This window comes from Oceanobacillus salinisoli (assembly GCF_009733865.1).
GTDB classification, from domain to species: Bacteria; Bacillota; Bacilli; order Bacillales; family Amphibacillaceae; genus Oceanobacillus; species Oceanobacillus salinisoli.
In genome coordinates this window covers 1-25,133 of sequence record NZ_WOFB01000038.1, presented here as the reverse complement: position 1 = coordinate 25,133, position 25,133 = coordinate 1, and the positions used below count along the sequence as shown (strand labels likewise).

General features: G+C 39.2%; 19 protein-coding genes. 7 read left to right on the top strand and 12 right to left on the bottom strand.

The window, feature by feature from the left end; genetic code table 11:
- Window positions 1–5: 5 nt before the first annotated feature.
- The 4 genes from GMJ66_RS18780 to GMJ66_RS18765 are packed head-to-tail and all read right to left on the bottom strand — an operon-like array spanning window position 6 to window position 3,860.
- Window positions 6–983, bottom strand: coding sequence for an ABC transporter ATP-binding protein (locus GMJ66_RS18780; protein ID WP_156291851.1), 978 nt, complete (start codon window positions 981–983; stop codon window positions 6–8).
- Window positions 958–1,986, bottom strand: coding sequence for an ABC transporter ATP-binding protein (locus GMJ66_RS18775; RefSeq protein ID WP_156291850.1), 1,029 nt, complete (start codon window positions 1,984–1,986; stop codon window positions 958–960). The genes GMJ66_RS18780 and GMJ66_RS18775 overlap by 26 nt, the downstream gene beginning before the upstream one ends.
- An 18-nt stretch (window positions 1,987–2,004) precedes the next feature.
- Window positions 2,005–2,895 (bottom strand): ABC transporter permease, encoded by an 891-nt coding sequence (locus tag GMJ66_RS18770; protein ID WP_156291849.1) that lies wholly within the window; start codon window positions 2,893–2,895, stop codon window positions 2,005–2,007.
- Window positions 2,895–3,860: an ABC transporter permease gene (locus GMJ66_RS18765; protein ID WP_156291848.1), complete on the bottom strand. Its 966-nt coding sequence runs from the start codon at window positions 3,858–3,860 to the stop codon at window positions 2,895–2,897. The genes GMJ66_RS18770 and GMJ66_RS18765 overlap by 1 nt, the downstream gene beginning before the upstream one ends.
- A 240-nt stretch (window positions 3,861–4,100) precedes the next feature.
- Here GMJ66_RS18765 and GMJ66_RS18760 point away from each other — a divergent pair, with 240 nt between their 5' ends.
- The gene (locus GMJ66_RS18760) at window positions 4,101–5,717 is read left to right on the top strand and encodes an ABC transporter substrate-binding protein (protein ID WP_156291847.1); all 1,617 of its coding nucleotides are present in this window, start codon (window positions 4,101–4,103) and stop codon (window positions 5,715–5,717) included.
- 511 nt (window positions 5,718–6,228) lie between these two features.
- Window positions 6,229–7,461 carry an esterase-like activity of phytase family protein gene (locus GMJ66_RS18755; protein ID WP_231514985.1) on the top strand — a complete coding sequence of 411 codons (1,233 nt, stop codon included), beginning with the start codon at window positions 6,229–6,231 and terminating at the stop codon, window positions 7,459–7,461.
- Window positions 7,462–7,541: 80 nt separating this feature from the next.
- On the opposite strand, the gene GMJ66_RS18750 is transcribed toward GMJ66_RS18755, so the two are convergent.
- From GMJ66_RS18750 to GMJ66_RS18740, 3 genes are all read right to left on the bottom strand, one after another.
- The gene (locus GMJ66_RS18750; RefSeq protein ID WP_156291846.1) at window positions 7,542–10,946 is read right to left on the bottom strand and encodes a phosphodiester glycosidase family protein; all 3,405 of its coding nucleotides are present in this window, start codon (window positions 10,944–10,946) and stop codon (window positions 7,542–7,544) included.
- Window positions 10,947–11,404: 458 nt separating this feature from the next.
- Window positions 11,405–12,304 carry a formyltetrahydrofolate deformylase gene (purU, locus tag GMJ66_RS18745; protein ID WP_156291845.1) on the bottom strand — a complete coding sequence of 300 codons (900 nt, stop codon included), beginning with the start codon at window positions 12,302–12,304 and terminating at the stop codon, window positions 11,405–11,407.
- 73 nt (window positions 12,305–12,377) lie between these two features.
- Window positions 12,378–13,544, bottom strand: a complete 1,167-nt coding sequence (locus GMJ66_RS18740) for a nucleotide sugar dehydrogenase (protein ID WP_156291844.1) — start codon at window positions 13,542–13,544, stop codon at window positions 12,378–12,380.
- Window positions 13,545–13,751: 207 nt separating this feature from the next.
- Between GMJ66_RS18740 and GMJ66_RS18735 the strand changes: the two genes are divergently transcribed.
- Both GMJ66_RS18735 and GMJ66_RS18730 read left to right on the top strand, forming a co-directional pair.
- Window positions 13,752–14,978, top strand: coding sequence for an EAL domain-containing protein (locus GMJ66_RS18735; protein ID WP_156291843.1), 1,227 nt, complete (start codon window positions 13,752–13,754; stop codon window positions 14,976–14,978).
- Window positions 14,979–15,164: 186 nt separating this feature from the next.
- The gene (locus tag GMJ66_RS18730; RefSeq protein ID WP_156291842.1) at window positions 15,165–16,364 is read left to right on the top strand and encodes a CynX/NimT family MFS transporter; all 1,200 of its coding nucleotides are present in this window, start codon (window positions 15,165–15,167) and stop codon (window positions 16,362–16,364) included.
- A 255-nt stretch (window positions 16,365–16,619) separates the two neighbouring features.
- Here the strand turns inward: GMJ66_RS18730 and GMJ66_RS18725 are convergent, their stop codons facing one another.
- On the bottom strand, window positions 16,620–17,384 hold the full coding sequence (locus tag GMJ66_RS18725) for a tyrosine-protein phosphatase (RefSeq protein ID WP_156291841.1): 765 nt from the start codon (window positions 17,382–17,384) through the stop codon (window positions 16,620–16,622).
- A 599-nt stretch (window positions 17,385–17,983) separates the two neighbouring features.
- On the opposite strand from GMJ66_RS18725, the gene GMJ66_RS18720 reads away from it, so the two are divergent.
- Complete coding sequence (locus GMJ66_RS18720) at window positions 17,984–19,033, top strand: M14 family zinc carboxypeptidase (RefSeq protein WP_156291840.1); 1,050 nt, start codon at window positions 17,984–17,986, stop codon at window positions 19,031–19,033.
- 267 nt (window positions 19,034–19,300) lie between these two features.
- Here GMJ66_RS18720 and GMJ66_RS18715 read toward each other — a convergent pair whose 3' ends face one another.
- The 4 genes from GMJ66_RS18715 to GMJ66_RS18700 all read right to left on the bottom strand — a co-directional run bounded on the left by GMJ66_RS18715 (window position 19,301) and on the right by GMJ66_RS18700 (window position 22,722).
- A complete protein-coding gene (locus tag GMJ66_RS18715) occupies window positions 19,301–20,179 on the bottom strand; it encodes a sulfurtransferase (protein ID WP_156291839.1) in 879 nt (292 codons plus the stop codon).
- Between the two features lie 351 nt (window positions 20,180–20,530).
- On the bottom strand, window positions 20,531–22,204 hold the full coding sequence (locus GMJ66_RS18710; protein ID WP_156291838.1) for a peptide ABC transporter substrate-binding protein: 1,674 nt from the start codon (window positions 22,202–22,204) through the stop codon (window positions 20,531–20,533).
- Between the two features lie 166 nt (window positions 22,205–22,370).
- Window positions 22,371–22,556 (bottom strand): XapX domain-containing protein, encoded by a 186-nt coding sequence (locus GMJ66_RS18705; protein ID WP_156291837.1) that lies wholly within the window; start codon window positions 22,554–22,556, stop codon window positions 22,371–22,373.
- Window positions 22,557–22,566: 10 nt separating this feature from the next.
- Window positions 22,567–22,722, bottom strand: a complete 156-nt coding sequence (locus tag GMJ66_RS18700; RefSeq protein WP_156291836.1) for a XapX domain-containing protein — start codon at window positions 22,720–22,722, stop codon at window positions 22,567–22,569.
- 146 nt (window positions 22,723–22,868) lie between these two features.
- Here GMJ66_RS18700 and GMJ66_RS18695 point away from each other — a divergent pair, with 146 nt between their 5' ends.
- Both GMJ66_RS18695 and GMJ66_RS18690 read left to right on the top strand, forming a co-directional pair.
- Window positions 22,869–23,708 (top strand): sulfite exporter TauE/SafE family protein, encoded by an 840-nt coding sequence (locus GMJ66_RS18695; RefSeq protein WP_231514984.1) that lies wholly within the window; start codon window positions 22,869–22,871, stop codon window positions 23,706–23,708.
- Between the two features lie 129 nt (window positions 23,709–23,837).
- Window positions 23,838–25,133 (top strand): C40 family peptidase (locus GMJ66_RS18690; RefSeq protein ID WP_231514983.1); only part of this gene is annotated, 1,296 nt, incomplete at its 3' end.

The following is a 25,133-nucleotide window of genomic DNA, read 5'->3' as shown; positions in this document are numbered from 1 at the left end:
TCCTCCTACTGTTTATCGATAAAATGACAGGATGCCAAATGTCCATTTTCTACATCTATTAATTCTGGCACCTTTGTTTTGCACATTTCCATTGCAACTGGACAACGCTTATGGAAATGGCAGCCTGATGGCGGGTTAATTGGACTTGGAACCGAACCGTTCAAAATCACACGTTCCTTTTTATCATGTGGACTTTCTTTCGGTATGGCAGATAATAATGCCTTTGTATACGGATGCTTCGGTTTCTCATAAATTTCCTGATATGTTCCCATTTCTACAATTTTACCTAAGTACATCACTGCGATTCGGTCACACATATAACGGACCACATTTAAGTCATGTGAAATAAAGATATACGTTAAATCAAAATCCCTTTGAAGTTGTTTTAATAGATTGATAACCTGTGCTTGAACGGAAACATCTAGGGCCGATACTGGTTCATCACAAATCACAACATCTGGATTTAAGGCTAGTGCTCTTGCAATATTGATTCGCTGACGCTGACCACCTGAAAATTCATGTGCATACCTGTCCGCGTGATAACTGCTTAATCCAACTACTTCAAGTAATTCAATCATTCGCTGCTTTCGAGATTGCTTGTCACCAATTTTATGAATTTCCAATGGTTCAACAATCAATTGACCTACCGTTTTTCTTGGGTCTAAGGAAGCAAATGGATCCTGGAAAACCATTTGAACGGATTTTCTTGAATTTCGTAATTCCTCTGCTTTCATTCCAACTAAATTCTTTCCCTTAAATTCAACGACCCCTTCAGTAGGTGTAATTAATTGGTTGACCAGGCGAGCCATTGTTGATTTTCCACATCCAGATTCACCAACGATACCAAGTGTTTCCCCAGGAAAAACATCAAAACTTACGCCATCAACCGCCTTTACACTTTGTGTCGATTTTTTAAAGGGAATCGGACTTTCCATTGGGAAGTGTTTCTTTAGATTTCTAACCTTTAACAATGGCTCTGTCATTTTGCTGCTCCTTTCTGTCTAATCGTTTATCTTTCGTCTGAAAATGGCAGGATACATAATGATTATCTTCCGTTTCCACCATTTCTGGCTTTTTCGAAAAACAGATATCCTGTGCAAATGGACAACGTGCTGCGAATGGACAACCCCTCACTTCCTGACTTAAATCAGGTGGACTTCCTGGAATCGTAGGAAGCGGCTCATCATTATTAACACTTTCTGTAATCTGAGAATCTAACAGTCCCCATGTATATGGGTGCATCGGATTATCATGAATCTGTTCCACCGTTCCTGACTCCACTACGTTGCCTGCATACATGACAAGTACTTTGTCACAGGTTTCCCACACCACTCCAAGGTCGTGGGTAATCATAATAATCGCTGTATTAAACTCATCTTGTAAGTTTTTCATTAAATCTAGTATTTGTGCCTGAACCGTAACATCCAATGCTGTTGTTGGTTCATCGGCAATTAATAATTTCGGATTGCATGCCAGCGCAATTGCTATCATCACACGCTGACGCATCCCACCTGAAAATTCATGTGGGTACATATTAATTCGTTTTTCAGGTGATGGAATCCCAACAAGTTCCAGCATTTTAATCGCTTTTTGTTTGGCTTCTTTTTTAGAAATCTTTTCATGTGTACGAATCGATTCTATAATCTGGTTTCCAACGGTATAAACGGGATTTAAACTTGTCGATGGATCCTGGAAAATCATAGATATTTCATTTCCGCGAATCGCACGCATTTCCTTTTTCGATAATTTAAGTAAGTCTTTTTCCTCAAAGAATATATTTCCATCAGATATGATTCCTGGTGGTTCGGGAATAAGCCGGAGCAATGATGTAGCTGTAACACTTTTTCCTGACCCGGATTCACCTACTATTCCAATATTTTCTTTTTTATTTAATGTAAAACTTACTCCGTTTACTGCTTTTGTAGTCGTTAAGCCGGATCGAAATTCAACTTGTAAGTTTTCAACTCGCAGTAATTCTTCTGGCATTCGCTTCGCCTCCTTTATTTATAGTTTCATTTTCGGATCTAAGGCATCACGCAAACCGTCACCAAATAGGTTGATACCAAGTACAGTAATTAATATTGCTAACCCTGAAAAAGTTGCCATATGAGGATTTAAAACTAAGAAGTTCCTTCCTTCTTGAAGCATACTTCCCCATGATGCAGTTGGAGGTTGAATACCTAATCCTAAAAAGCTCAAGGATGCTTCTGAAATAATCGCTCCGGCTACACTCATCGTTGCATATACAATTAATGGCGCAAAACTATTTGGCAATACATGCTGAAAAATAATACGGCTATGCTTCGCACCTAGTGATTTTGTAACAGCTATATATTCCGATTCCTTTACGTTTAGTACTTGACCACGAACCACCCTCGCAAATCCAGGAATATTCGCAATACCAATTGCTATAATCGCATTAACTAATCCCTGTCCAAGAACAGTCATTAATGTAATAGCTAATAAGATGAACGGAAAAGCAAACAGCCCGTCCATGATACGCATGATAATCGAGTCAAATTTCCCACCAAAATATCCAGCAATAACACCTAAAAAGGAACCAAAGAAAGCACCAAATACGACCGCTGCTATTCCGACAATTAAGGATACCCGTGATCCATAAATCAGTCGGCTAAATATATCCCTGCCATAGCTGTCTGTTCCTAATAAATGTCCAGCTTCACCAGGCCCTAAAAGAGATTTTGTGACATCCATTTGATTTGGTGGATGTGTTGCAATAACCGGAGCAAAAATGGCTGTTACAAATAATAAAGCAATAACGAACAAACCAAATGCTGCTAGACGGTTTTTAATTAATTTTCGGAATACAGAACGTTCTCTTTTCCGGGTCCTTTCCATTACTTCAGCAGCTTCTGTAGCCTGTAATGAGGTCATTAACTCGTACCCCCTTTGTTTGAAGAATAATTAATTTTCGGATTAACAACTTTATATAAAATATCTACAACCAAGTTTACAACAACGAAAATCAGTGCAATAAATAGAACCGTACCTTGTACAACGACAAAATCACGCTTTTCTATCGCATCAATAATCAAAAGCCCCATACCAGGCCAGCTGAAAATCGTTTCCGTCAGTACTGCCCCACCAAGTAAGGAGGAAATTTGCAGTCCCATCACGGTTAACAATGGTGTAAAGGCATTTTTAAATGCATGTTTGCAAATGACAATAAACTCTCTTACTCCCTTAGAGCGGGCGGTTTTGACATAGTCCTGGGATACCACTTCCAGCATGCTTGACCGTGTAATTCTGGCAAACTGAGACATTGGAATTGTGGCAAGTGTCAAACTTGGCAAGATTAAATGACGTATAAAAGTGAAAAACCCTTCATCCATAGATCCCATTCCTGTTGACGGGAACCATCCCAAATTCACACTAAAATACAGAACAAGCATTACTCCAAGCCAAAACACGGGCATAGAAACTCCAATTAAAGATATTGTTGTAACCGTATAATCTAAAATAGAATTCTGTCTGGTTGCAGAAATAATACCAGCAGGAACCCCAATCATAATGGCGATGATTAGTGCACTTATTGCTAGAATGACCGTATTTGGAAACCGATCCATAATTAAATCAGCAATCGGCTGATTATACGTTAACGAATTACCAAAATCTCCTTGCAGCAAGTTTCCAATATAATCAAAAAATTGTATGTGAAGCGGCTTATTCAATCCTAGTTCCTCAGTTAATTTCTCAACTTCCTGTACACTTGCTTGAGGTCCAAGCATAACAGCTGCCGGATCTCCGGGGATCATTCTAGTAATCAAAAAAACAATGATAGCAACAATTAATAGAGTAGGTATCATATTAATGATTCGCTTTATAATGTATTTCCCCATAATTCCCCTCCTTTTAATTCACTATTTGAATCAGTGTATTACTATTTGAATTAAAAAATAGTTTATCATTTCAACATATATTTGTAAATACAGCTTTATTAAAAATAATTTTCCTAATTTAAATTGTTAAAAAACTATTTACATTCTGTTTATGTATGTGGTAAATTAAATAACAATTATTCGATATATGAATAACTGTATCATAATATGAATCAAAATATCAGTAAAGGGGGAATAATTATGAAAAAACAGTTATTTTTAATTTTTTCACTATTGTTAGTAATTTTAATAATTAGTGCCTGCTCATCAAATGACAGTGCTGATACTAGCGAAAATGGTGAAGAAGCAGAATCAGAAACAGAAGCAGCAGAAGGAGAACCAAAAAGTGGTGGAATCTTAGATGTTGGTCTTTCATCCAACCCAAATACATTGGATCCTATTAAATATACTGGTGCTTACGAGTCACAAATCATTCGTTCTATTGGTAATACACTTATTGTATATAACAAAGACCTAAGTGATTTTGAACCAGCGCTTGCTACAGAATGGGAAGCATCAGAAGATATGATGTCCTACACATTTACATTACGCGATGATGTATACTTCCACCCAGGTGAATACCAGGACGGTAGAGAAATGAACGCAGAAGATGTGAAATATAGTCTAGAACGTTCTGTCAATGAATCCGCATTAAACCGTTTATCAGGTGTAGAAAGTGTGGAAGTAACAGGTGAGCATGAAGTAACGCTTCATTTAACTGCACCTAACTCTTCCTTGCTTGCTATGTTAACAGATGCCGGAAACATCATTGTCCCTAAAGAAGAAGTAGAAGGCTGGGGAGATCAATTTGGTTCCCATTTAGTAGGAACTGGTCCATTCCAGCTTAAAGACTGGCAAACTGACCAACAAGTTGAAGTCGTACGTCATGAACAATATTGGGGGGAAACACCATACCTTGATGGTGTAACATTTAAAATTATCTCCGATCCAAATATGATGGCAAATGCCGTTCGTTCTGGCGATATTGATATCGCAACAGACATTAAAGGTCAAAACCGAGCAGTGATTGAGCAGGATGAAAATCTGGAGTTACTGTCAAAACCAGGTCTTTCTCTTACGTACCTTGATTTAAACAATCAAAGTGGACCAACTGCAGATCCGAAAGTACGTGAAGCAATGTATAAAGCAACAAACGTTGAAGAAATTGTACAAGGGGTTAACCAATGGGGTGGCGGTTCCGTATCTTATGCTCCAATTCCAAAAGAGTCTTGGGGATATAGTGAAGAATTAGAAACACTTAAACCAGAATACAACCCTGATGAAGCAAAGGAAATTTTTGCTGAAACGGAATACGCAGATGGTTTTTCAATTGAACTCTATGTTCTAGAAACTCGTGTGCCATATGCAACCATCTTCCAAAATCAAATGAAAGAAAACTTAAATATAGATGTAGAGATAAAAGTTACCGAATGGGGTACACTTAGTGATACACATGCAAAAGGGAATGCACCTATCTATATCGGTGGATGGTCATGGTATCCAGATCCATACTTCTTCTTAAACCAAACATTCCATTCAAATCAAATTGGATCACTTGGTAATGGTAGAGGTTATTCCAATCCAGAAGTAGATGCATTGCTAGACCAAGCATTAACAGAAACCGTTGATCAGGAAGAAAGAACCGAATTGTATCAACAAGCAATAGAAATAGTAATGGGAGATTACTCTCGTATCGAATTGGATAATCTTGATCAAACAGCTGCCATCACATCTAGTGTCCAAGGATTTGAAGTATCAGCTGATGGATCCATCAACATCGTAAATCCAAACGGCACCAACGTATGGCTCGCTGAATAAGGGACGGTACAAAGAAAAACGGAAGCTCCCGTTTAGTACGAACTACACCTGGCCATGCCAGGTGGTTCGATGTTACCACACAAAGCGGTGATTTTAATCGAACAATCCTTAACCCTAACGAATCTATCGACTTTTCATACGAAGGTGAAGGAAGTTACACTAGTCGCTGGGCGCTGGAGCTAGACACTTCCTGAAATTTGTCAATATTTGTCTATGCGACTCCCTCCCCTTTTACCAAGGGATTTAAAAGAGAATGAAAGTTAAAAATAAAGTAGCTGCTAGAATAAAACTCTTATTCTAGCAGCTTTTTCTTATGATTGGTGCCTATGTCGGTGCCTGTCACTTCCCGGATTTTGTCGAATTTTGTTTTTTTGGCGATTCACTCCCCTTCTATAGACCTAAGCCTATTTACTCATTTTCTTTTACTTAATCTACAAATCTGGTTTATACAAGATTAAAACAATTGAGATAAACTAGCATTGAATAATAGATTTAGGAAAGGAGAAAGGATATGAACAAATTCACTAAAATAGCCGTGGTAAGTATGACTACCGCTTGTTTAGCAGGATTTACCCTAAGCGCATCCCCTGTAATGGCAAACACGCACACACCGAACGGATCAGAAGCAGTTCCAGCAGTTCAAGTACCAAAACAGCAACTGGAGGAAACAGTACGTACAGTTGGTGAAGTGAAATTAATAGGTTCACAAAATCTCTCCCACAACATGGTCTACAAAGGAACAACCGTTGGCGGATTTTCAGGCATTACGTACAATCCGAAAAACAACAAATGGCTCGTTCTCAGTGACGACCGCTCAGACCTAAATCCAGCACGTTTTTATGAGGCAAAAGTAAACTATAATTCAAATGATTTTCAGAACGTTAACCTCGTCGACGTCACCTTCCTGGAACAAGAAGATGGCAGTGTGTATCCGAATCGGACGGAGTATACAACTGAATCAGGAGGTGTCGTAGCAGATCCGGAATCGATTCGTTTTGATCCATTAAACGAAGGTAGCATTTTGTACACCAGTGAAGGAGATCGGAATCTTGGATTAAACCCATTTATTCGTGAAGCATCCTTGGATGGTACTCACTTGTTAGAAATTCCAGTAACAGATACAGCCATAATGGATGAAGAAGGCCAGAAAGGTTTCCGTAATAATTTAGCATTAGAGGGCAGCACTTTTTCAGCAGATGGACAAACTTTCTGGACAGCAATGGAAGGCCCGCTCATTCAGGATGATGACATTCCAACTCCAGAAAACGGGGCCCTTTCCAGAATTACTCAATATGACCGAGAAGGCAACGTTTTAGCGGAATACGCTTATCCAATTGATGCAATTCCAGAACAGCCTGGCGAGGGGAAACATGCTGATAATGGCGTTACTGAAATTCTTTCCATTAATGATCACGAATTTCTTGTTTTAGAGCGTGCAAGTGTCCAAGCCGATGATGGCAGCTACAGCAATTATGTCCGCGTCTACAAAATAGATATAACCGGGGCAACGGATATTCGTGATATGGAAGCAATTCAAAATGAAGAAATCACAACGGTTGAAAAGGAACTTGTCGTTAATCTAAATTCACTCGAACTGGATAAAGTAGATAATGTAGAGGGAATGACTTGGGGCAAAAAGCTTCCAAATGGAAATGACAGTTTAGTGCTAGTTTCCGATAATAATTTTAATGATACACAAATTACCCAGTTTATTGCATTGGAAGTTTTCCCTGAAGAGAAATAAACTAGATGTAATTCGTAGCAGGAATCATGTGATTAAAACAATAAAGAGGGTGCCAATCCAAAATTGGCACCCTCTCTTTTCTACTTAATCGTTATTTCCTTGACCACATCTGTATTATTTGATGTTACCTTCAACGAAATATCGCCAGCTTTTAATGCTTTTAATTCGTTAGTATCAGTATTGAACGTTGCAATGTAGTCTTCGAATTTTTCGGCTTTTTCAAGATTGCTACCGGTCCCAACAAAGACATTTTCGCTTCCTTCCCAGCTAACCGATGCAGGATAGCGCAGTGGAAATTCTAAACCTCCTTGCTGATGTCCAGTTGCACTCAATTCCATCACATCACCTACTCCTAGTTCTTCCGGAGCGTCCACTGTAATCGACTCTAATAATGGGCGAACCTCCGCTTGAATCCAGTCTGGTCCGCTCACCTTACTGTTCTCTGCTGCCTTTTCAGGTCCTACAGCCTGGTCCGGTACAGGTGTAGGGTCGACACCAAACATTGTCCAAGAGAAGAATCCTCCATTTTCAGGTGATCCATATGGTGATTTCCCAGCTGGTCCAACTACCATATATGGCACACCTTCCACACGTTCCAGATTTACCGTATGTGCATGTCCACTAATATACATAGAACCTTTCCCACCTGACTCCTCGCGAAAATCAGTCAGCCATGTTTCTATTAAATCCACTTCTTTTCTATCAGACAGCTGACTGTTATTCGTTGGCAGTGGATCACGTGTTGGATGGTGGCCAAATACTACGACATTATTAATCGATGAATCAGAGGCTGCTTCCTGCAACGACTCTTTTAGCTCGATTAATTGTTCAAAGTCACTCGTTCGGAAACTTCCAGTGGATGTATCCAGTAAAATAAATCTTGTTCCCTTGTGATCAAAGGTATACCGATTTTCTTCAAAGACTTTCAGGAAATTATCTAAATCTCCTGAGCCAGCGATTTCATGGTTGCCAGGAATATAATAGATAGGGAATTCATCTCCTACTTCCTCCTCCAACACTTGCTTGGCAAACTCAAAATCCTCTTCCCAAGCGGTATCTACAAGGTCACCATTAATAACTAGAAAATCAGGCTCTTCTGCTACGATTTGCTGCAATGACTCTCTTGCCATTTGCACCTGAGAGCTATTTGGCGAACTTGCAACAAACTGACTATCCGCTAATACTGCAAAGTTCCAGCGATCCTCATCAATCATGCCATTTTGAATAATAAGTGGGTCCTCTACCTTTGCCCCCTGTTCTGTCATTTCAATCGTTGGAGGAACCTCCACTGTCAAATCATCGAAAATAAGCTGCCCTGTATACTGTTCATTTGGATTCGTCTCTACAGGGTAAATGCGCCATAATTTCACAGGATATTGAATTTCATCAGGCAAGGTTGTTTCCACATATTTCCATCCTGTCCAGTTCACTTGACTTGCCAATGTTAGCGTATAATTCGTACCTGAAGCATCTTCTATTACGGTACGAAGCCAGGCACCATTTCCATCTCCATGAACCCATAACCCCATTTTTTGCACATCACCTGGAAGATCCAGTCTCGGTGATGCCTGCAAATAAGCAGCACGTGTGGCAGTAGTCGTTGAAAAGTCATAGCTAAGCTGGATTCCATTACCTTCCCTGCCATCTACTAGTTCCATTGAAGAACCGACACTGGAAGGATATTTGGTGGACGACCAGCCATCACTGTTTTCAAAATCGGAAATATTCACTTCAGCTAAACCGACTGTAACCGGAAGTTGTGTTTCCTTATCCTGTACCGTAACAGAAATGGTTGTCGATTCCCCATCCTGAACCGGTTCAACTGAATAGCTGCCATCCTCTTTTTCTTCCACTCGAATGACGGATTCATCATACTCCAGCTCTATATCTCTTGGTTCAATTGGCGCTGAATATCCACCCTCATCATAACCAATAACTGAAAAATCCCCTGTTCTTCCGATTTCCATTCCAAGATAGGAATCCGTCGTTTCAATTCTATCTAACTCACCAAGCACGGTGATTTCCGAAGTTCCTTTAGACGATTTAATTTGTGCCTCTGCTACTGCTTTTCCGGATTTTTTCGCATAGAAAACACCATTTTCATCAAAAGAACCAACATCTGCAGGAAGTGCCTGCCAGCTAATTTCCCCAACTTCAACCGGAGAGTAATTTTCGTCATGGCCAAGCCCGATAAAACTTCTGCTTAGGCCAGGAAAAATCCGGTTACTATACTCAGTATCCACCAATGTTTCCACGGCAAAGTGCTTCAGTTCACCACTTCCTGCTTCCGCAAAAATCCCAATTCCATTTGGAACCGACCTCTCTGTTCCATCAGATGGATTGTTGACTACTTCTGCATCTTCATAACCTGGCATACGTGCAACCATCGTCGAGGATCCACCACCATCGATATTTAATGCCTGGTATGCACCGTGCTCCTTCATTAATTCGCCTAACTCTTTATACGTCATTCCACGGCTGTCGGTTTGACGCCCATCCACCAATGCGAGAATCATCGTTTTTCCGTCTTCCGAAAAACCAACCGCTGTCCTTGGTGCTGTAGTAGTATCATCTAAGTTTTCCGGCACATTTCCGTTTTCAACGAGCTTCACATTTCCTCCAACCGCAAAGTCCATTAACGTATCCCCATCAACCTTAGGGGCATAGGAAACTTCAACCTCATCGCCAACGGAAAGTTCTTTTAAATGATTGGCTCCCTCTTCACGGCCAACTAGAACTAGCGTATTTTCCTCAATCGGACCTTTTCCTGCTTGATCTGAAACTTCCACTACCTTTCCGTCCTGAAGTATCACTTCATAAACCGGGCTTCCACTTGAAGGACGTTCTGCTTGTCCCCAAACCGATGTATAAAGTCCGATTCCATTTGCCGGAATGCTTGATTGGTTCAATGCAGCTAATGGGATATCTGCATCTGGAAGCTTTACTGTGCCTTCCAAAAAAATCGATGTAATCTGACCAAGTTCCTGTTCATCCACTCCAGCCGTTAATGTATGGGAGCCTTGTGGACCTTTGATGAATTCTCCATTTTGAATCATCGTTCCAGACGGTGCTTTCGTATGATTAATATCGAAAAAGTCCCCATTCACACCGCCTACTGCTCCTGCATCATTTGCCATTTCCGAAAGTGGCTTTGCATCTGTAACTACCCCTGGATAAAGCAAATCCGCAGACACAGAATCCTGAGATAAATCAACGGTCATCACTTCCCCATTTAACCACCCGCGTGCATCAAAGCGCTCAAAACTGCTCACCTGAATCCCAGGTGCGATCGTTGTTTCCTCTTCATTTGCCAGAAGCGTTTTCCCAGCCGGGCCGACCGTGACAATCGGTTCCGTACGATCTGATGATGCAGAACGAGCCTCCGAAATCGGATTAGTTTCTGCCTTCACATATACTGCAGGTATAAACGACACCATGGCTACATTTGCCGCCAACAACATGCTTACCCAACGCTTTCTATTCATCCTACCTCTCCTCTCTATTATTTCTCATCGATAATTCTAGCAAATCAACATTAATATAGATTAAGAAAATTGTGAACTTTTATAGTCCAAAAGAATCAAAATGGTGCCTGTCACTTTCCGGTTTTTGTCGGTTATTGTCGATATCTTGGTAAGAGGTTTTCTATAAGAATTTAATGCAAAATATTCTGTTATAAAAAAAGTTGCAGGAATAATTATGATTATTCCTGCAACTTTTCTTCACGCTGCGAAAGGATAAAATTTTAGCCCAGAAGTGGATTGACGGAACTAACATTTTAACGTGCCAAATATAAGAAAGACGAACATATTCTCTATAAGGCGATTGACTACAAGTTTTACTAATTGACTTTAATACGCTTTTAAACCTGGTAAAAACTGCTTCATACCAGCATTCCTAAACCATCGACATCATTCGACAAAATTCGGGAAGTGACAGGCACCTAAAAGACAATGGTTTTATTTTTATGGACGATTATTCGGTCTCCCAAGTGCCATTTCACTGCTCGGGCAAGGACACTTCGTTCAATGGCCTGTCCAATTTTTTTCAAATCCTTCTCATTATCACGGTGGTTTACTCTTCCAATATCCTGTTCAATTATTGGCCCTTCATCAAGATCGCTTGTCACGTAGTGTGAGGTGGCGCCTATCATTTTTACCCCTCTTTGATAGGCACGTTCATATGGCTTGGCCCCAATAAAAGCTGGCAGGAAAGAGTGGTGAATATTAATAATCTGGTTTTTAAAATCTCTGACAAAATCATCCGTTAAGATTTGCATGTATCGGGCAAGCACGATTAAATCAACATTGTATTCTTTCAACAACTGTTTCTGTTTTTCCTCCACTTCCCTACGAATATCCTTATTTGCTGGGATGTAGTAAAACGGGATTCCATGGGCTTCAACTGTTTCCCGGCAAGATTCATGATTACTGATTACTAGTGCAATATTGGCCATTAAGTCTCCGTTTTGATATTCCCATAATAATTCAAGTAGGCAGTGGGGTTCTTTGGACACAAAAATAGCCATGTTTTTCAGTTGACTAACATACATAAGTTTCCAGTCCATCTTAAATTCTTCCGCGATTGGTTGAAACTCATCTTCCATTTTACCGGCTTTCTCTTGCAAATCCGGGCAGTCAAACTCGATTCGCATAAAAAATTCTCCGCCCTCCGGATCCATCGTATACTGATCCGATTCCACGATATTTGCATCATATTTGAAGAGAAACTCGGAAACAGCCGATACAATTCCCGGCTGATCGGGGCATTTAATTAAAAACCGTCCCCTTTCTTCATTTTCCTGTTTATAAGTTTGGATTTTACTTTTCATATAACTGTACATGATTTCATACCTCAACATTTTTTGTTTGATAATGCTTTACACAATTCCAGCACTCCTGTCAGGCAAATCAAGCTTAGTCTCGACTGTACAAATCTCTGGTATATACTTTTTCTTCCACATCAGCCAAGTCATCTGACATTCGATTGGCGACAATGACATCACTGATCTCTTTAAATTCATCAAAATCTTTAATGACCCTGGAGTTATAAAAATTGTCCGACTCCAGTACGGGTTCGTATACAACCACTTCTACCCCTTTTGCCTTAATGCGTTTCATTACACCCTGGATAGAGGATTGCCTGAAGTTATCTGAATCCATTTTCATCGTTAACCGATAGATACCAACAATTTTCGGATTTCGCTTCAAAATCATTTCAGCAATATGATCTTTTCTTGTACGGTTAGCATCGACAATCCCTGAAATAATGTTATTTGGAACATCTTCATAGTTGGCAAGCAGCTGTTTCGTATCTTTCGGCAGACAATAGCCGCCATAACCGAATGATGGATTATTGTAATGTGTGCCAATCCTAGGATCCAGCCCGACCCCTTCAATAATTTGCTTCGTGTTTAACCCGCGGATTTCGGCATAACTGTCCAGTTCATTGAAGAATGCCACTCGCATTGCAAGATATGTATTAGCAAATAATTTGATTGCCTCTGCCTCTGTGGAATCAGTGAATAAAACGGGGATATCTTCCTTCACCGCACCTTCCACTAATAAGTCCGCAAATACCCGAGCACGCTCAGACTGCTCCCCTACTATAATTCGAGAAGGATACAAATTATCATATAATGCTTTTCCTTCCCTTAAAAATTCTGGGGAAAAGATAATATTTTCTGTGTTAAATTTCTCTCTGATTCCCTGCGTATACCCAACTGGAATGGTTGATTTGATAATCATCACTGCATCCGGGTTTACAGACAGGACATTTTCAATTACCGTTTCTACTGTTCTTGTATCAAAATAGTTTTTATCGGGATCATAGTTTGTCGGTGTGGAGATGATAACAAACCTGGCATCTTGATATGCCTCTTTATGATCTGTCGTTGCTTGTAAATTCAACTCTTTCGTTTTTAAAAATTCTTCAATTTCTTTATCCACAATAGGTGATTTTTTATCGTTAATCATATTGACTTTCTCTTCTATAATATCAAGTGCTTTAACTTCGTGATGTTGCGCTAAGAGTACGGCATTGGACAACCCAACATACCCAGTACCTGCTACTGCAATTTTCACTTAAAGATTCCTCCTAATCATTCCATAATATCCTCTAGTATATAACTTTCCTTAAACCCATATCAATTTTACACTACTTTTTTCGACTTCTGCATTAAATTTCCTATAAATAATTGCAAATCAACAAATTTCGGGAAGTAACAGGCACCCCTGAATTATGGTATAATAAGTATTGTTGCAAGAGTTGTAATGGAGGTGTATGAGATAGTGGATCCATTAGATATTATGATGAATTTAGAGCAAGTCATTCCTTATTATCAGCCTGTAGTAAGTGCTGACACAAGGCAGGTCATTGGTTATGAAGTGAAGGCATATTATTTGGATGAAGAAGATGAAATACAGCGGCTTGACTGGTTTTTTAAAGATCCATCCATACCTCATGATTTTCAATTAGAAGTAAACCATTGGATCCAGCAAAAGGCTCTGGATCACTTTATTAGCATTAAATCTGACGAATCACTCGTTCTATTTATTAATTATAATGCGCATCTGCTATACAAAGATGACGGCGAGACATTGCTTTCTCTTTTGCAATCCTATGAAAAGAAAGGTCTTAACCTAAACAGAATTGTTATCGAAATCAAAGAAGAGCAAATCACGGAAGAAATGGATTCTCTACGGCAGCTATTTAAATACATGAAAACACTGGGAATTCAAATCGCCTTGGACGATGTGGGAAAAACAAATGGTAACCTTGGGAGATTAACACATTTTGAACCAAATATCGTTAAAATTGATGTCAGTTTTCTAAAAGATGATGCATTGCCACACTTATACCGTGAAGTCCATTATTCCATTTCCATGCTTGCACGTAAAATTGGTGCTACATTACTTTTCAAAGGTATTTCTACATACAACCAATTTAATTATGCATGGCGAAATGGTGGAAGGTATTACCAAGGTCGTTACTTATCACCATCCAAGCCACATTTTGCAGAAATCGATTCCTGTAAAGAAATCATAGAAAGAGATTTTCAGCTCTTTGTTAATTATGAAAAGAAAAAAATGAAAGCCCAGTTGGAGCTATCTAATCGAATTAATCAGCAATTCAGCACTACAATGCAAGACATCAAAGGCGATGCTCCATACGATGAAATTATTTTTACCGTCGGCCATGCATGCAGCCAGTTTGCCTTTCGAGTGTATATCTGCAGTGATGAGGGAATCCAATTATCATCCAATGCGGAAAAAAGTAAAGATGGAAATTGGGAACTTCATTATGAGGGAAGGCAGAAGAACTGGAGCTGGCGTCCATATTTCTTTGAAAACATCGTACGCATGAATGTGGAGAAAAAAGGCATTTTATCTGATTTGTACACCGATATAGAACGGGATGAACAAATCCGAACCTATTCTTATCCGATCTCTGATAACAAATATATCTTCATTGATATTCCATATGACTATCTATATGAACAAGAAGGGCTGTTGTAATGTTCCAATCATAACAACAGCCTTTTTTTGATTTGATGCTTTTTGGTGCTTTTTGGTTCCTTTTTGGTGCCTGTCACTTCCCGGAATTTGGCGTATTTTGTCGAATAATATACTATTACCTATTTTTACAATTTCTGAGAATTTTTATGCTATAGTAAATATTGTTGTGTGAAGGGAGTTCATAGCATGGATTTAGATCGAACATCGCAACAGACCAGAAACATATATCAATTTTTTCTCATCACTGGAGTTATTCTAATTGCTTTTAATTTACGGCCTGCCATCACATCTGTGGGGCCGCTTATCAGCACTATACGCGAAGATTTGGGCTTAACGAATTCCAGTGTAGGATTATTAACAAGCCTTCCGCTCATAGCCTTTGCCATCATGTCGCCAATTGCACCAAAGCTTGGAAATCGTTATTCAAATGAACGGGCAATGGTGATTGGATTAATCTTACTGCTTATAGGCATCAGCATTCGCTCCATGTCCATCATCTTCCTGCTTTTTACAGGTACGTTATTGATTGGATTAGGAATTGCCATCTTGAATGTACTTTTACCTAGCTTAATTAAAGATAAATTCCCGAACCGTATTGGTGTCATGACAAGTGTTTATTCCACTGCCATGGGAGTTATCGCTGCGACTGCCTCCGGATTAAGTGTACCATTAGCAAGTGTAATGAACTTAGGCTGGCAATTCGCATTATTCATTTGGGCAACACCCGCAATCCTTGCCATCATTCCAGTCTATTATCTATCACGTAAAGCGCATTCGGAACACCATGTAGAAAGCCGTTTTATCCGTTCTGACCAGCAAATGTGGAAATCTCCGCTCGCCTGGCAAGTGGCCCTTTTTATGGGAACGCAGTCATTTCTATTTTATGTAACGATTTCCTGGCTTCCTGCTATTTTGCATGATTATGGTGCTAGTATGACAATAGCTGGCTGGTTGCTATCCTTCACCCAATTTATCGGACTTCCAGCAAGCTTTATCGTTCCAGTTGTTGCAGAACGCATGCAGTCTCAGCGCGTGCTTGTCATTGTTATGGGGCTTTGTTCAATCTTAGGATATGGTGGATTGTTAATTGGGCAATCCACTGCTTCTATGATCATAAGCATCATTCTTATCGGGATTGCCTTATCAGGGACATTCGCATTGGCACTTACATTCCTGGGGCTCCGTACGAAAACGGCCAGACAAGCAGCCGAACTTTCAGGGATGGCTCAAACCTTTGGCTATATTCTTGCAGCAGTTGGTCCAATTCTAATCGGTTTTCTCTTTGATGTTTCACAAACTTGGACCATACCGCTGCTAACCATTTTAGGCATCTCCCTCGTTGTTATGCTATTTGGCATCGGAGCAGGCCGAAATAAAAATGTCTAGTGGTGCCTGTCACTTCCCGGAATTTGTCGAATCCCTAGTTTTAAAAGATTTGGTAAATACTAGGTTTTTGTCTCACTTCCCATCGACTCACTTTAAAAACGGAATTATTTTATTTCCAAATTAAAAGAAAGGAAGAAAACCACTATTCGTGACTCTCTTCCTTTCTATTAATCTCTCTACATTAATACAATAGTATATTTAAATAAAAACCCTTGTACTATACAAAACTTATAACCGCTAAACCATTCATCCACCTTAAACCAGAAACCACTTCCGTTTTTTCGTAATTCGCTCGGGAGGATCCTGATAAACAACTTGTCCATCTACCAATTTTTGTATATTGTCCTTTAATTTGAATCGAATAGACTCCCCACATTTTCTTTCAATCTCCTTCAGCGCTGCCCGCAAAGCCACTTTCCTCTTCTTTACAAAATAGTTCGTAGCCACAAAATGAGCTAGATTTGCTTCGGCTATTTGATAAGCAAACTTCTGGACCTTGTTTCCGGCCTTCCCTATTAAACTTTCCGCTCTAATTTGAGTGAGTGCCCCATTTTTAACTAAAGAGTATAATTTATCCGGATTTTTCATAAATTCCTCATTTTGTTCAGGACTCACAACAATTGGTTTATACCCAGCAATTTGCATATCAAATATAATTTGTGTGAAATATTGTGGAACATGATTATCTGGCAATTGAATCAACACGTAATTACTATTTTCATTTAATGGCAGTAATTTATCTTCAATCAGGTCTTCGTTAACATTTCCATACACTTTAATTTCCTGCCCTGGTAAAATTTCAACTGGAATATTCTCCTGCTGTAATATTTCGTTCAAATCATATACAGATTGAAGAATGGTTTCTCTACTATTGGTAGATGTTTCTTCATTATACTGTGGTGTTGCAATAATTTTCTCAATACCTTGATTGACAGCTTCCCTTGTTATCGCAATACTTTCTGTTAATGACTTCGCTCCTCCATCCAACTCAGGTAAAATATTACGTTGCACATCAATCACTCTAATCCCCCCATGATATTTATCACGTTCTATTTTACGAACACTTTATTTTATTATAAATCACTTTTAAAAATATTTCAAATACTTCGTTTGTTTCCTGTCAGTTCCCGAAAATTGTAGATATTTGTCATTTTTATCCAGTGATTAGGAAAGTGAAAATGGTAGATCTGTCCTGACTTCTCTATAACATTTTCGTTTTAAAGCACAAATGTTATTGATTTATAAATAGCACGTCCCATTAATTTAATCCTTTCTTTTGAATAATTATCCACAAGAATGATAGAGTGCTTGTAGCCTCATTCGTTGACAACATATTTTGTTCAATCAGTAATGACGAGGATTGGGTAGGAATTTCCGATTAAAACCAGCGGCATTTACCAATATTTAAAATCCCGCATAGAGAAATCTCTACAAGGCAATCCCCCTCTATCCATCAATTTTTCTCATACTTTTTACACAGGTTAAACCAGACAACTCTATCCAATTCCCTGTCATTTTATTTAAAAATAGGGAATCTTTATCATTTTTTGTACCTTTAAAGGGTTTTTATTCATTTACAACGAAACATACAACATAACGAAAATATGGAGGGATATTCTATGAAAAAGATAAACAAGAGGGGATTAACGCTAGCGATTACGGGTGCAATGGTGTTTGGAGGTACTTCGATCGCTTCACCAGTTGTCAATGCGGTCGGAAATGGTCCGAATTACAACGGTAACGAACAAATAAACACTTCTATCCTTACTACCTATAATGAAATGGCTGATTTCCTCGAAACACAGGAAGCCAAACAGGACCAAATGGAATTGGAAGTCATTGGGCAATCAATGAAAGGCCGTGATTTATATCTTGTTAAATACATGTCTAATCCGGAAAATCCAACCATCCTTTTTCTAACACAGCAGCATGGAAACGAGCAATTGACGACAGAAGGGGCACTTGAATTCATTAAGCATCTTGGAACTGGAAAAACAAAAGGTGTTCTGGAAAATATTAATGTGTTAATTGTACCGATGCTCAACCCTGATGGTGCCATGGGAGATGTTGATTTTGAATTAGATGACTATATTGCAAGTGGAGACCGTCATTTAACGAGATACAATGCTGTCGGTGAAGATTTAAACCGCGACCATGTGAACAAAGTTTTCCCGGAAACACAGGCCCTTCATAATAATGTGTTAAATACGTACGATATTGATTATATGATTGATCTCCATCATCAAGGTGCACAAAGTGAACGTGATGGAGAACTAGTGTCTGGTTCCATCCTTTATCCAACTACAGAGAATGCCGATCCTGAAGTCGTTCATAAATCCAAGCAATTAGGTGCTGTCGTGTTTGATGAAATTGAACCAACTGGCTGGGGACATTTAGGCAAATATAATGGCGGTTCCGCTGAAACGATTTCCCGAAACGGTATTGCCGTAGAATATGGTATCTCCACCCTGTTATTCGAAATGCGCGGCATGTCCGACCATTTTTATGAATCCTATGTACTCGGACAGAAGAGCAATGGCTATTTAATTAAGCAAACTGTTAACACTTTAGACGCGACGGTTCGTGCAATCTCAGATGGCTCCATTAATGAGAAAGACGTATCCTTCTGGGACACCCTACCATACCAAACAACAAGAACATCCGAATAAGGGTGCCAATAAGGGTGCCTGTCACTTCCCGAATTTTGTCGAATGAAATGGTGTGTGTTAAACCCTTGGTGGGTAAGGGATTACAGGGATTTGTATAATCCATAAAAAACGAACGGTCGACAGGCACCGTTCGTTTTTTTATCATCCAATTTTCAATACTTTTTATTACAGTTCAATGTACACTCTCCTGTTCACCCACCCTATAAGTTTTTTCACCCATTCGACATATAACGACAAAAACCAGGAAGTGACAGGACCTAAGACCTATTAGCCTTTTTCCAGTGGGAGGTCTTTGTCTGCTGCCCATTCAGTCATAGATCCGTCATATACGGCAACATTGTCCTGACCTAACTTCTTAAGCAGTAAGGCATTCCAAGTCGCAGCAATACCACTTCCACAGTATGTGATTACTTTTTTATCCGAATTCAGTGCTCCAGCTTCTGCAAACGTTTCCCGTAATTCTCCGTCCTCTTTTAGTTCCTTCGTTTCAAAATTGGTATGACCAGCTGAAAAGACATGTACACTGTTAGGAATCCTTCCGCTTCGTGCATACGTATCGGTCTCTCCCTTAAAATCAGCCTCTGACAGACTATTGATTAAAACGGTATCCTCGTCATTGATCGCTTTTTTCACATCCTCTTTTGTTACAAATAAATCCTCTCTCCGCTCTCCGACAAAGTTGCCGCGAGGATAGGAACCTGGCTCTGTTGTAACTGGACGTCCTTCCTCCCGCCATTTCGTAAATCCACCTTCAAGAACAGCAACATCATCAAAACCTTCAAAGAGTAGTTGCCATACAAGGCGGGATGCCCAGTGTGAAACACCGCCAACACCTTGGTCATAAACGACAACATACGTACCTTCCCCAACACCTAATTCACTAATTTTCCTAACAAATTCCTCTCTCGCAGGCAATGTAAAAGTATAGTCGGAATCTGGATCAGAAAAATCCTCCAACAAGTCAGCAAATACTGCACCGGGAATGTGACCTTTTTCATAAGCTTCTTTTCCCGACCATACATCATAATATCCGCCTTCCTCAGGAATCTTCAAAAAAGTCGTTGCATCCAGCAATCGTAAATGCGGATCCTCCAGTCTTTCTGCTAACCACTCTGTATCGACGAGCAATGGAACTTTTCCACTCATTGAAATACCTCCCTAATCTTTTAGAACCCCCATTGAATTACTTATATTTAGTTTTTAAAATTAGTTTACCATATCTTTATATTTTTTTTGCATACCATTTATTCTTAATCCTCCATATTAGAAAAAATCATGTTCACTCGATTGTTAGCGCAGCCCCCTTGGGTTACTGCAAGATTCTCTCCTTTAAATTAGACCATCTCCCAGTCGTTTTCGCAGAATTATTTTCAACACGACAAACTGTTTAAACTTAAGGCTTTAAACCGAACCCATTTCTTGCCTAATTTACTTACCCAGCTTTTTTAAAAAAAGAAGGAACCACCTCATCAGTGATCCCCTCTCAAAATAACTTTATTATTCACCTGCTTCCACACTTCCCCATTTATATTCATAGGTTGGGCCAAATGGATTGACATAAATTCCATGAACTCTCGATGAAACAAGTTGTGGTGTAGAGCTTTGATAAATCGGTGCAATGGCTGCATCTTCAAAAAGAATCTGCTCAGCTTCCAGGAAGTTATTATAACGCGCCTCTTTATCTGATGCATTGGTTGTCGCCGCATCATTAATTAGCTGGTCATACTCAGCGTTCGAATAACCCATTTTGTTATTTCCGCCTTCAGTTACGAAAAGATTCATAAATGTCATCGGATCCAGATAGTCTGGTCCCCATGAGGAAATCTGAATATCATAATCCATCTTCGCGTCTAAATCCTTGCGTTGCTCAAATGGTACCCGCCTCAGACTAATATCTAAACCTGGAAGATTGGTTTCAAGCTGATTTGCAAGATATTCTCCCATCACTTTGCTTTCGTCATTGTCACTGGATAAAAGTTCGAGCTCTACGGTATCAGTCCCAAGCTCTTCCAATCCTCTTTCCCAAAACTCCTGTGCTGCTTCCACATCATGAGTGACAAGATCCCCATTTGCCTCACGGAAGTCAACCCCATCCGGTGTTTGAACGAAATCCTGAGGAATTAGTCCATTGGCCACAAGAGAACCATCATTTAAGATTTCGGTAACTAATGCTTCTTTATTAAAAGCTCTGCTAATAGCTGCACGGACGTCTTTGTTTGCTAATGCCTCACTCGTTGTTTGATTAAACTTCAAATAAAAGATGAACGTTTCAGGAATTACCGTATAATTCTCGTGTGTTGCATATTGATCAACAAGATCAGATGATAAATCTGCACGATCAACGGTACCTTCTTCATATAGTCTTACTGCAGTTTGTGCATCTTTAACCACTTCAAACGTCAGTTTTTCCAGTTGTACAGTTTCTGCATCCCAATAGCTTTCATTTTTTACCAGTTCCCAGGAATTGCTCGTACTTTTCCAGTTTTCTAATGTGAAAGGTCCATTGAAAACTAATGCTTCCGTACTTGTCGCATAGTCATCACCTTGTTCTTCCACAAATGCTTCGTTTTGCGGATAGAACGTTGGGAAAGTAGTTAGTGATTCAAAATATGGAATGGGATTTTCCAGTTCCACTACTAAACTATAATCCCCATCGGCACTCACTCCAAGTTCTTCTACATCCATTTCACCATTATTGATTGCTTCCGCATTTTTAATGACACCATTCATCATATACGGACCATATTCTGAACCCGTATTTGGATCAACTGCACGTTTCCATGCATAGACAAAATCATGGGCAGTTACCGGATCACCATTGGACCACTGTGCATCTTCACGCAAAGTAAAAGTCCATGTTAATCCATCTTCACTTACATCATGATCTGTGGCAATGCCTTCAACCGGATTAGAATTCTCATCTAAACGGTATAGTCCTTCCATTGCAGCCCCCAGAAATTCAAAGGAATAGGAATCAGTTGCCATCGAACTGTCCATGGAAGTAATCGTTTCTGCACTTAAGAGATTTAAAACTTGTTCACCCTGTTCCTGTGTCCCTTCTGTGGAAGGGGTTTCATTTGATTGCTCTGTATTGTCCTGTCCACCACATGCTACTAATCCAGTTAATAACAGGCACAGCATTAATAATAATCCCCATCTAACATTCCTCATACATACTCCTCCTCCAGATGTTATGCCTATTTGCCAGAATATTCAATCCAACAAATGTAAAAAATAGGAATATACCTTATTATAGGAACACTCGAGCAGATTGTAAAGCGGTGCCTGTCACTTCCCGATATTTGTCGTTATTTGTCGAACTCTAGTAATTATATGATTAGCTACTATTTTCGGTTTTCCCACGTGCTTTATTAAACTGGTTGATAATTAAAAAGCCGATAAAAATACCGACAATCCCCATAATACCAGCTAAATTGGGCGGAGCTGGAATAGGTAAATTAAGTAATGAAAATATGGCCCCCATCACGATTCCGGCAATAAATGATTGTATACTAAGTTTCATGATATCCCACCTAAAATAAAGAATTAACAAGAACAAACCCGGTAAACACTCCAACTATCCCAACGACCCCGGCTAAATTAGGCGGAGCGGGTATAGGCAATTTAAGTAATGAAAATACTATTCCCAGTACAATTCCAGTTAAAAATGATATAAGAACAATGCCCAAGAAATTTCCTCCTCCAAAAAGCAATACTCATCATTAATCTTCCATAAAACGATCAAAATATACCTAAAAACCCCTCCCTAATTCGACACTTTTCAACAAAAACCGGGAAGTGACAGGCACCATTGCTTTTGGTATGATTATATTGTTTGTCAAAACTTGATATGTATTTTGTACAACTTGATTTATACTTGGAGATGATTGAAATACTGATTCTTTTATACTTTTTAATCGGGTTCAGCGCATCCGTCATTGGCGCGATGGCAGGGCTAGGCGGTGGAGTCATTATTAAACCGGTGCTGGACTTTTTTGGCCATTATGATTTATCAACTATTGGTGTACTTTCAGCCGCAACGGTTCTAACCATGTCCACCGTTTCTTTATTACAGGTAAAATCCATGCATGGTAAGCTTGATAAAAGCCACAGTCTGCTTATTGCTATTGGGTCTATTTTAGGTGGATTTTTTGGAAAAGGCATATATAATTATTCACTCACACTCGGATCGACAACGATTACTGGTGTTATCCAGTCCAGCCTGCTTGCACTCATTTTAGTTCTCATTTTTTTATATATGAAATACAAAAAATATATGACTGCTTACACCGTAGAAAATAAAAGCTTAATATTAACTGTAGGAGTTATTTTAGGGATGCTTTCCGCTTTTCTTGGAATCGGGGGCGGACCTCTAAATGTTGCCGTACTGTATTTTCTTTTTTCCATGAATGCAAAAAATGCTGTGATCAATTCTACGTTTATTATTTTCTTTTCTCAATTATCCGCACTCATACTTATTGCATGTACGACAGGATTTGCCATATATGATTTATCCATGCTGGGCTACATGATGTTTGGTGGTGTCTTAGGCGGATTGGTTGGCAGCAAGCTTATCCAGAAAATTAACAATGATAGAATTGAATTTATTTTTAATGTAACCATTCTCCTTATTATACTGGTAAACGTATTTAATGTAGTAAACATGCTGTCATAAACCTTTTATGTTAGCCTGGAAACTTACCCGTAAAAATCTTCTAACAAATTGTCTATTAATCTATCTATTATTTCCAAAAAAGGATATAATATGCATAATAGACATCGTTTAATAGGAGGATAAGGTAAATTGGCGAATAAAAAAAGGATCATGTCGGTTACAGCTGGTGCAGCCATTGCATCTGTAATAGTTGGGGTAGATGAGGCTGAAGCTGCATCTTACAAAGTCCAAAGCGGTGATTCGTTATGGACAATTGCACAAAAACATAATACGTCCGTTTCAAAGCTTAAGGAATTAAATAACCTTTCTTCGGATATTATTTATCCAAATCAAACGTTAGAAACAGGTTCAAGCAGCAGTTCCAGCACTACTTCAACAACTTCTGCAAAAAAAACAGCAGATAAGCCTAAAAGCACTTCCACTACATATACGGTAAAAGCTGGAGATACATTAAGTGGGATTGCCTCCAAACATAATATTTCACTTACAAATTTAATGAAATGGAATGGATTGGAGACGACGTTAATTTATCCTGGCAATGTGCTTAACGTAAGTAACAAGAGTTCTGACAGTGCTGTTAAAACAGAATCGACAACAATCAAGCCAAAGGAAACCACTACCAAATCTTCTACTGTGTACACGGTGAAAGCTGGTGACACACTTTCCGGAATTGGAACAAAATACGGTGCTAGTGTATCAGATTTAAAGAAATGGAATAACTTAAGCTCTGATATGATTTATGTAGGGCAAAAGTTGAACATCGGAGCTGCGAATAATAATTCCACTAGTTCTTCCAGTTCCAGTTCTGTTTCAACATCTACTAATAAAGAAAAAGTAGATTCCGCTACCGTTTACACCGTGAAATCCGGTGATACACTTTCCAGAATCGCAGCAAAGTATAGTGTTAGTGTATCAAATTTAAAAAAATGGAATAACTTAAGCTCTGATCGTATTTATATCGGACAGAAACTCAGCATTGGAGCAGCAAAAGACAGTTCATCCAGCTCATCTTCGTCCAGTTCGAGCAGTAATTCGAGTAGTAATACGAAGTCCGAAGTGGATTATAATGTGGACAAACTCATCAGTGTAGCCAAAAGTTTGGAAGGGATTCCGTATAAATGGGGTGGATCTACAACTAGCGGCTTTGATTGCAGCGGTTTTATCTATTATGTTTACAATCAAGCAGGGAAAAAAATCAGCCGTCTTTCCAGTGAAGGATACTTTGACCGTTCATATTATGTTGATAATCCACAAGTTGGAGATTTAGTCTTCTTTGCCGGAACCTATAAATCTGGCATCTCTCATATGGGAATCTATCTTGGGAACAATAAATTCATCCAAGCAGGTTCAAGTGGTGGTGTATCCATAGCTGATCTGAATAACTCCTATTGGAAAAAGCACTTCGACAGTTTTAAAAGATTTTAT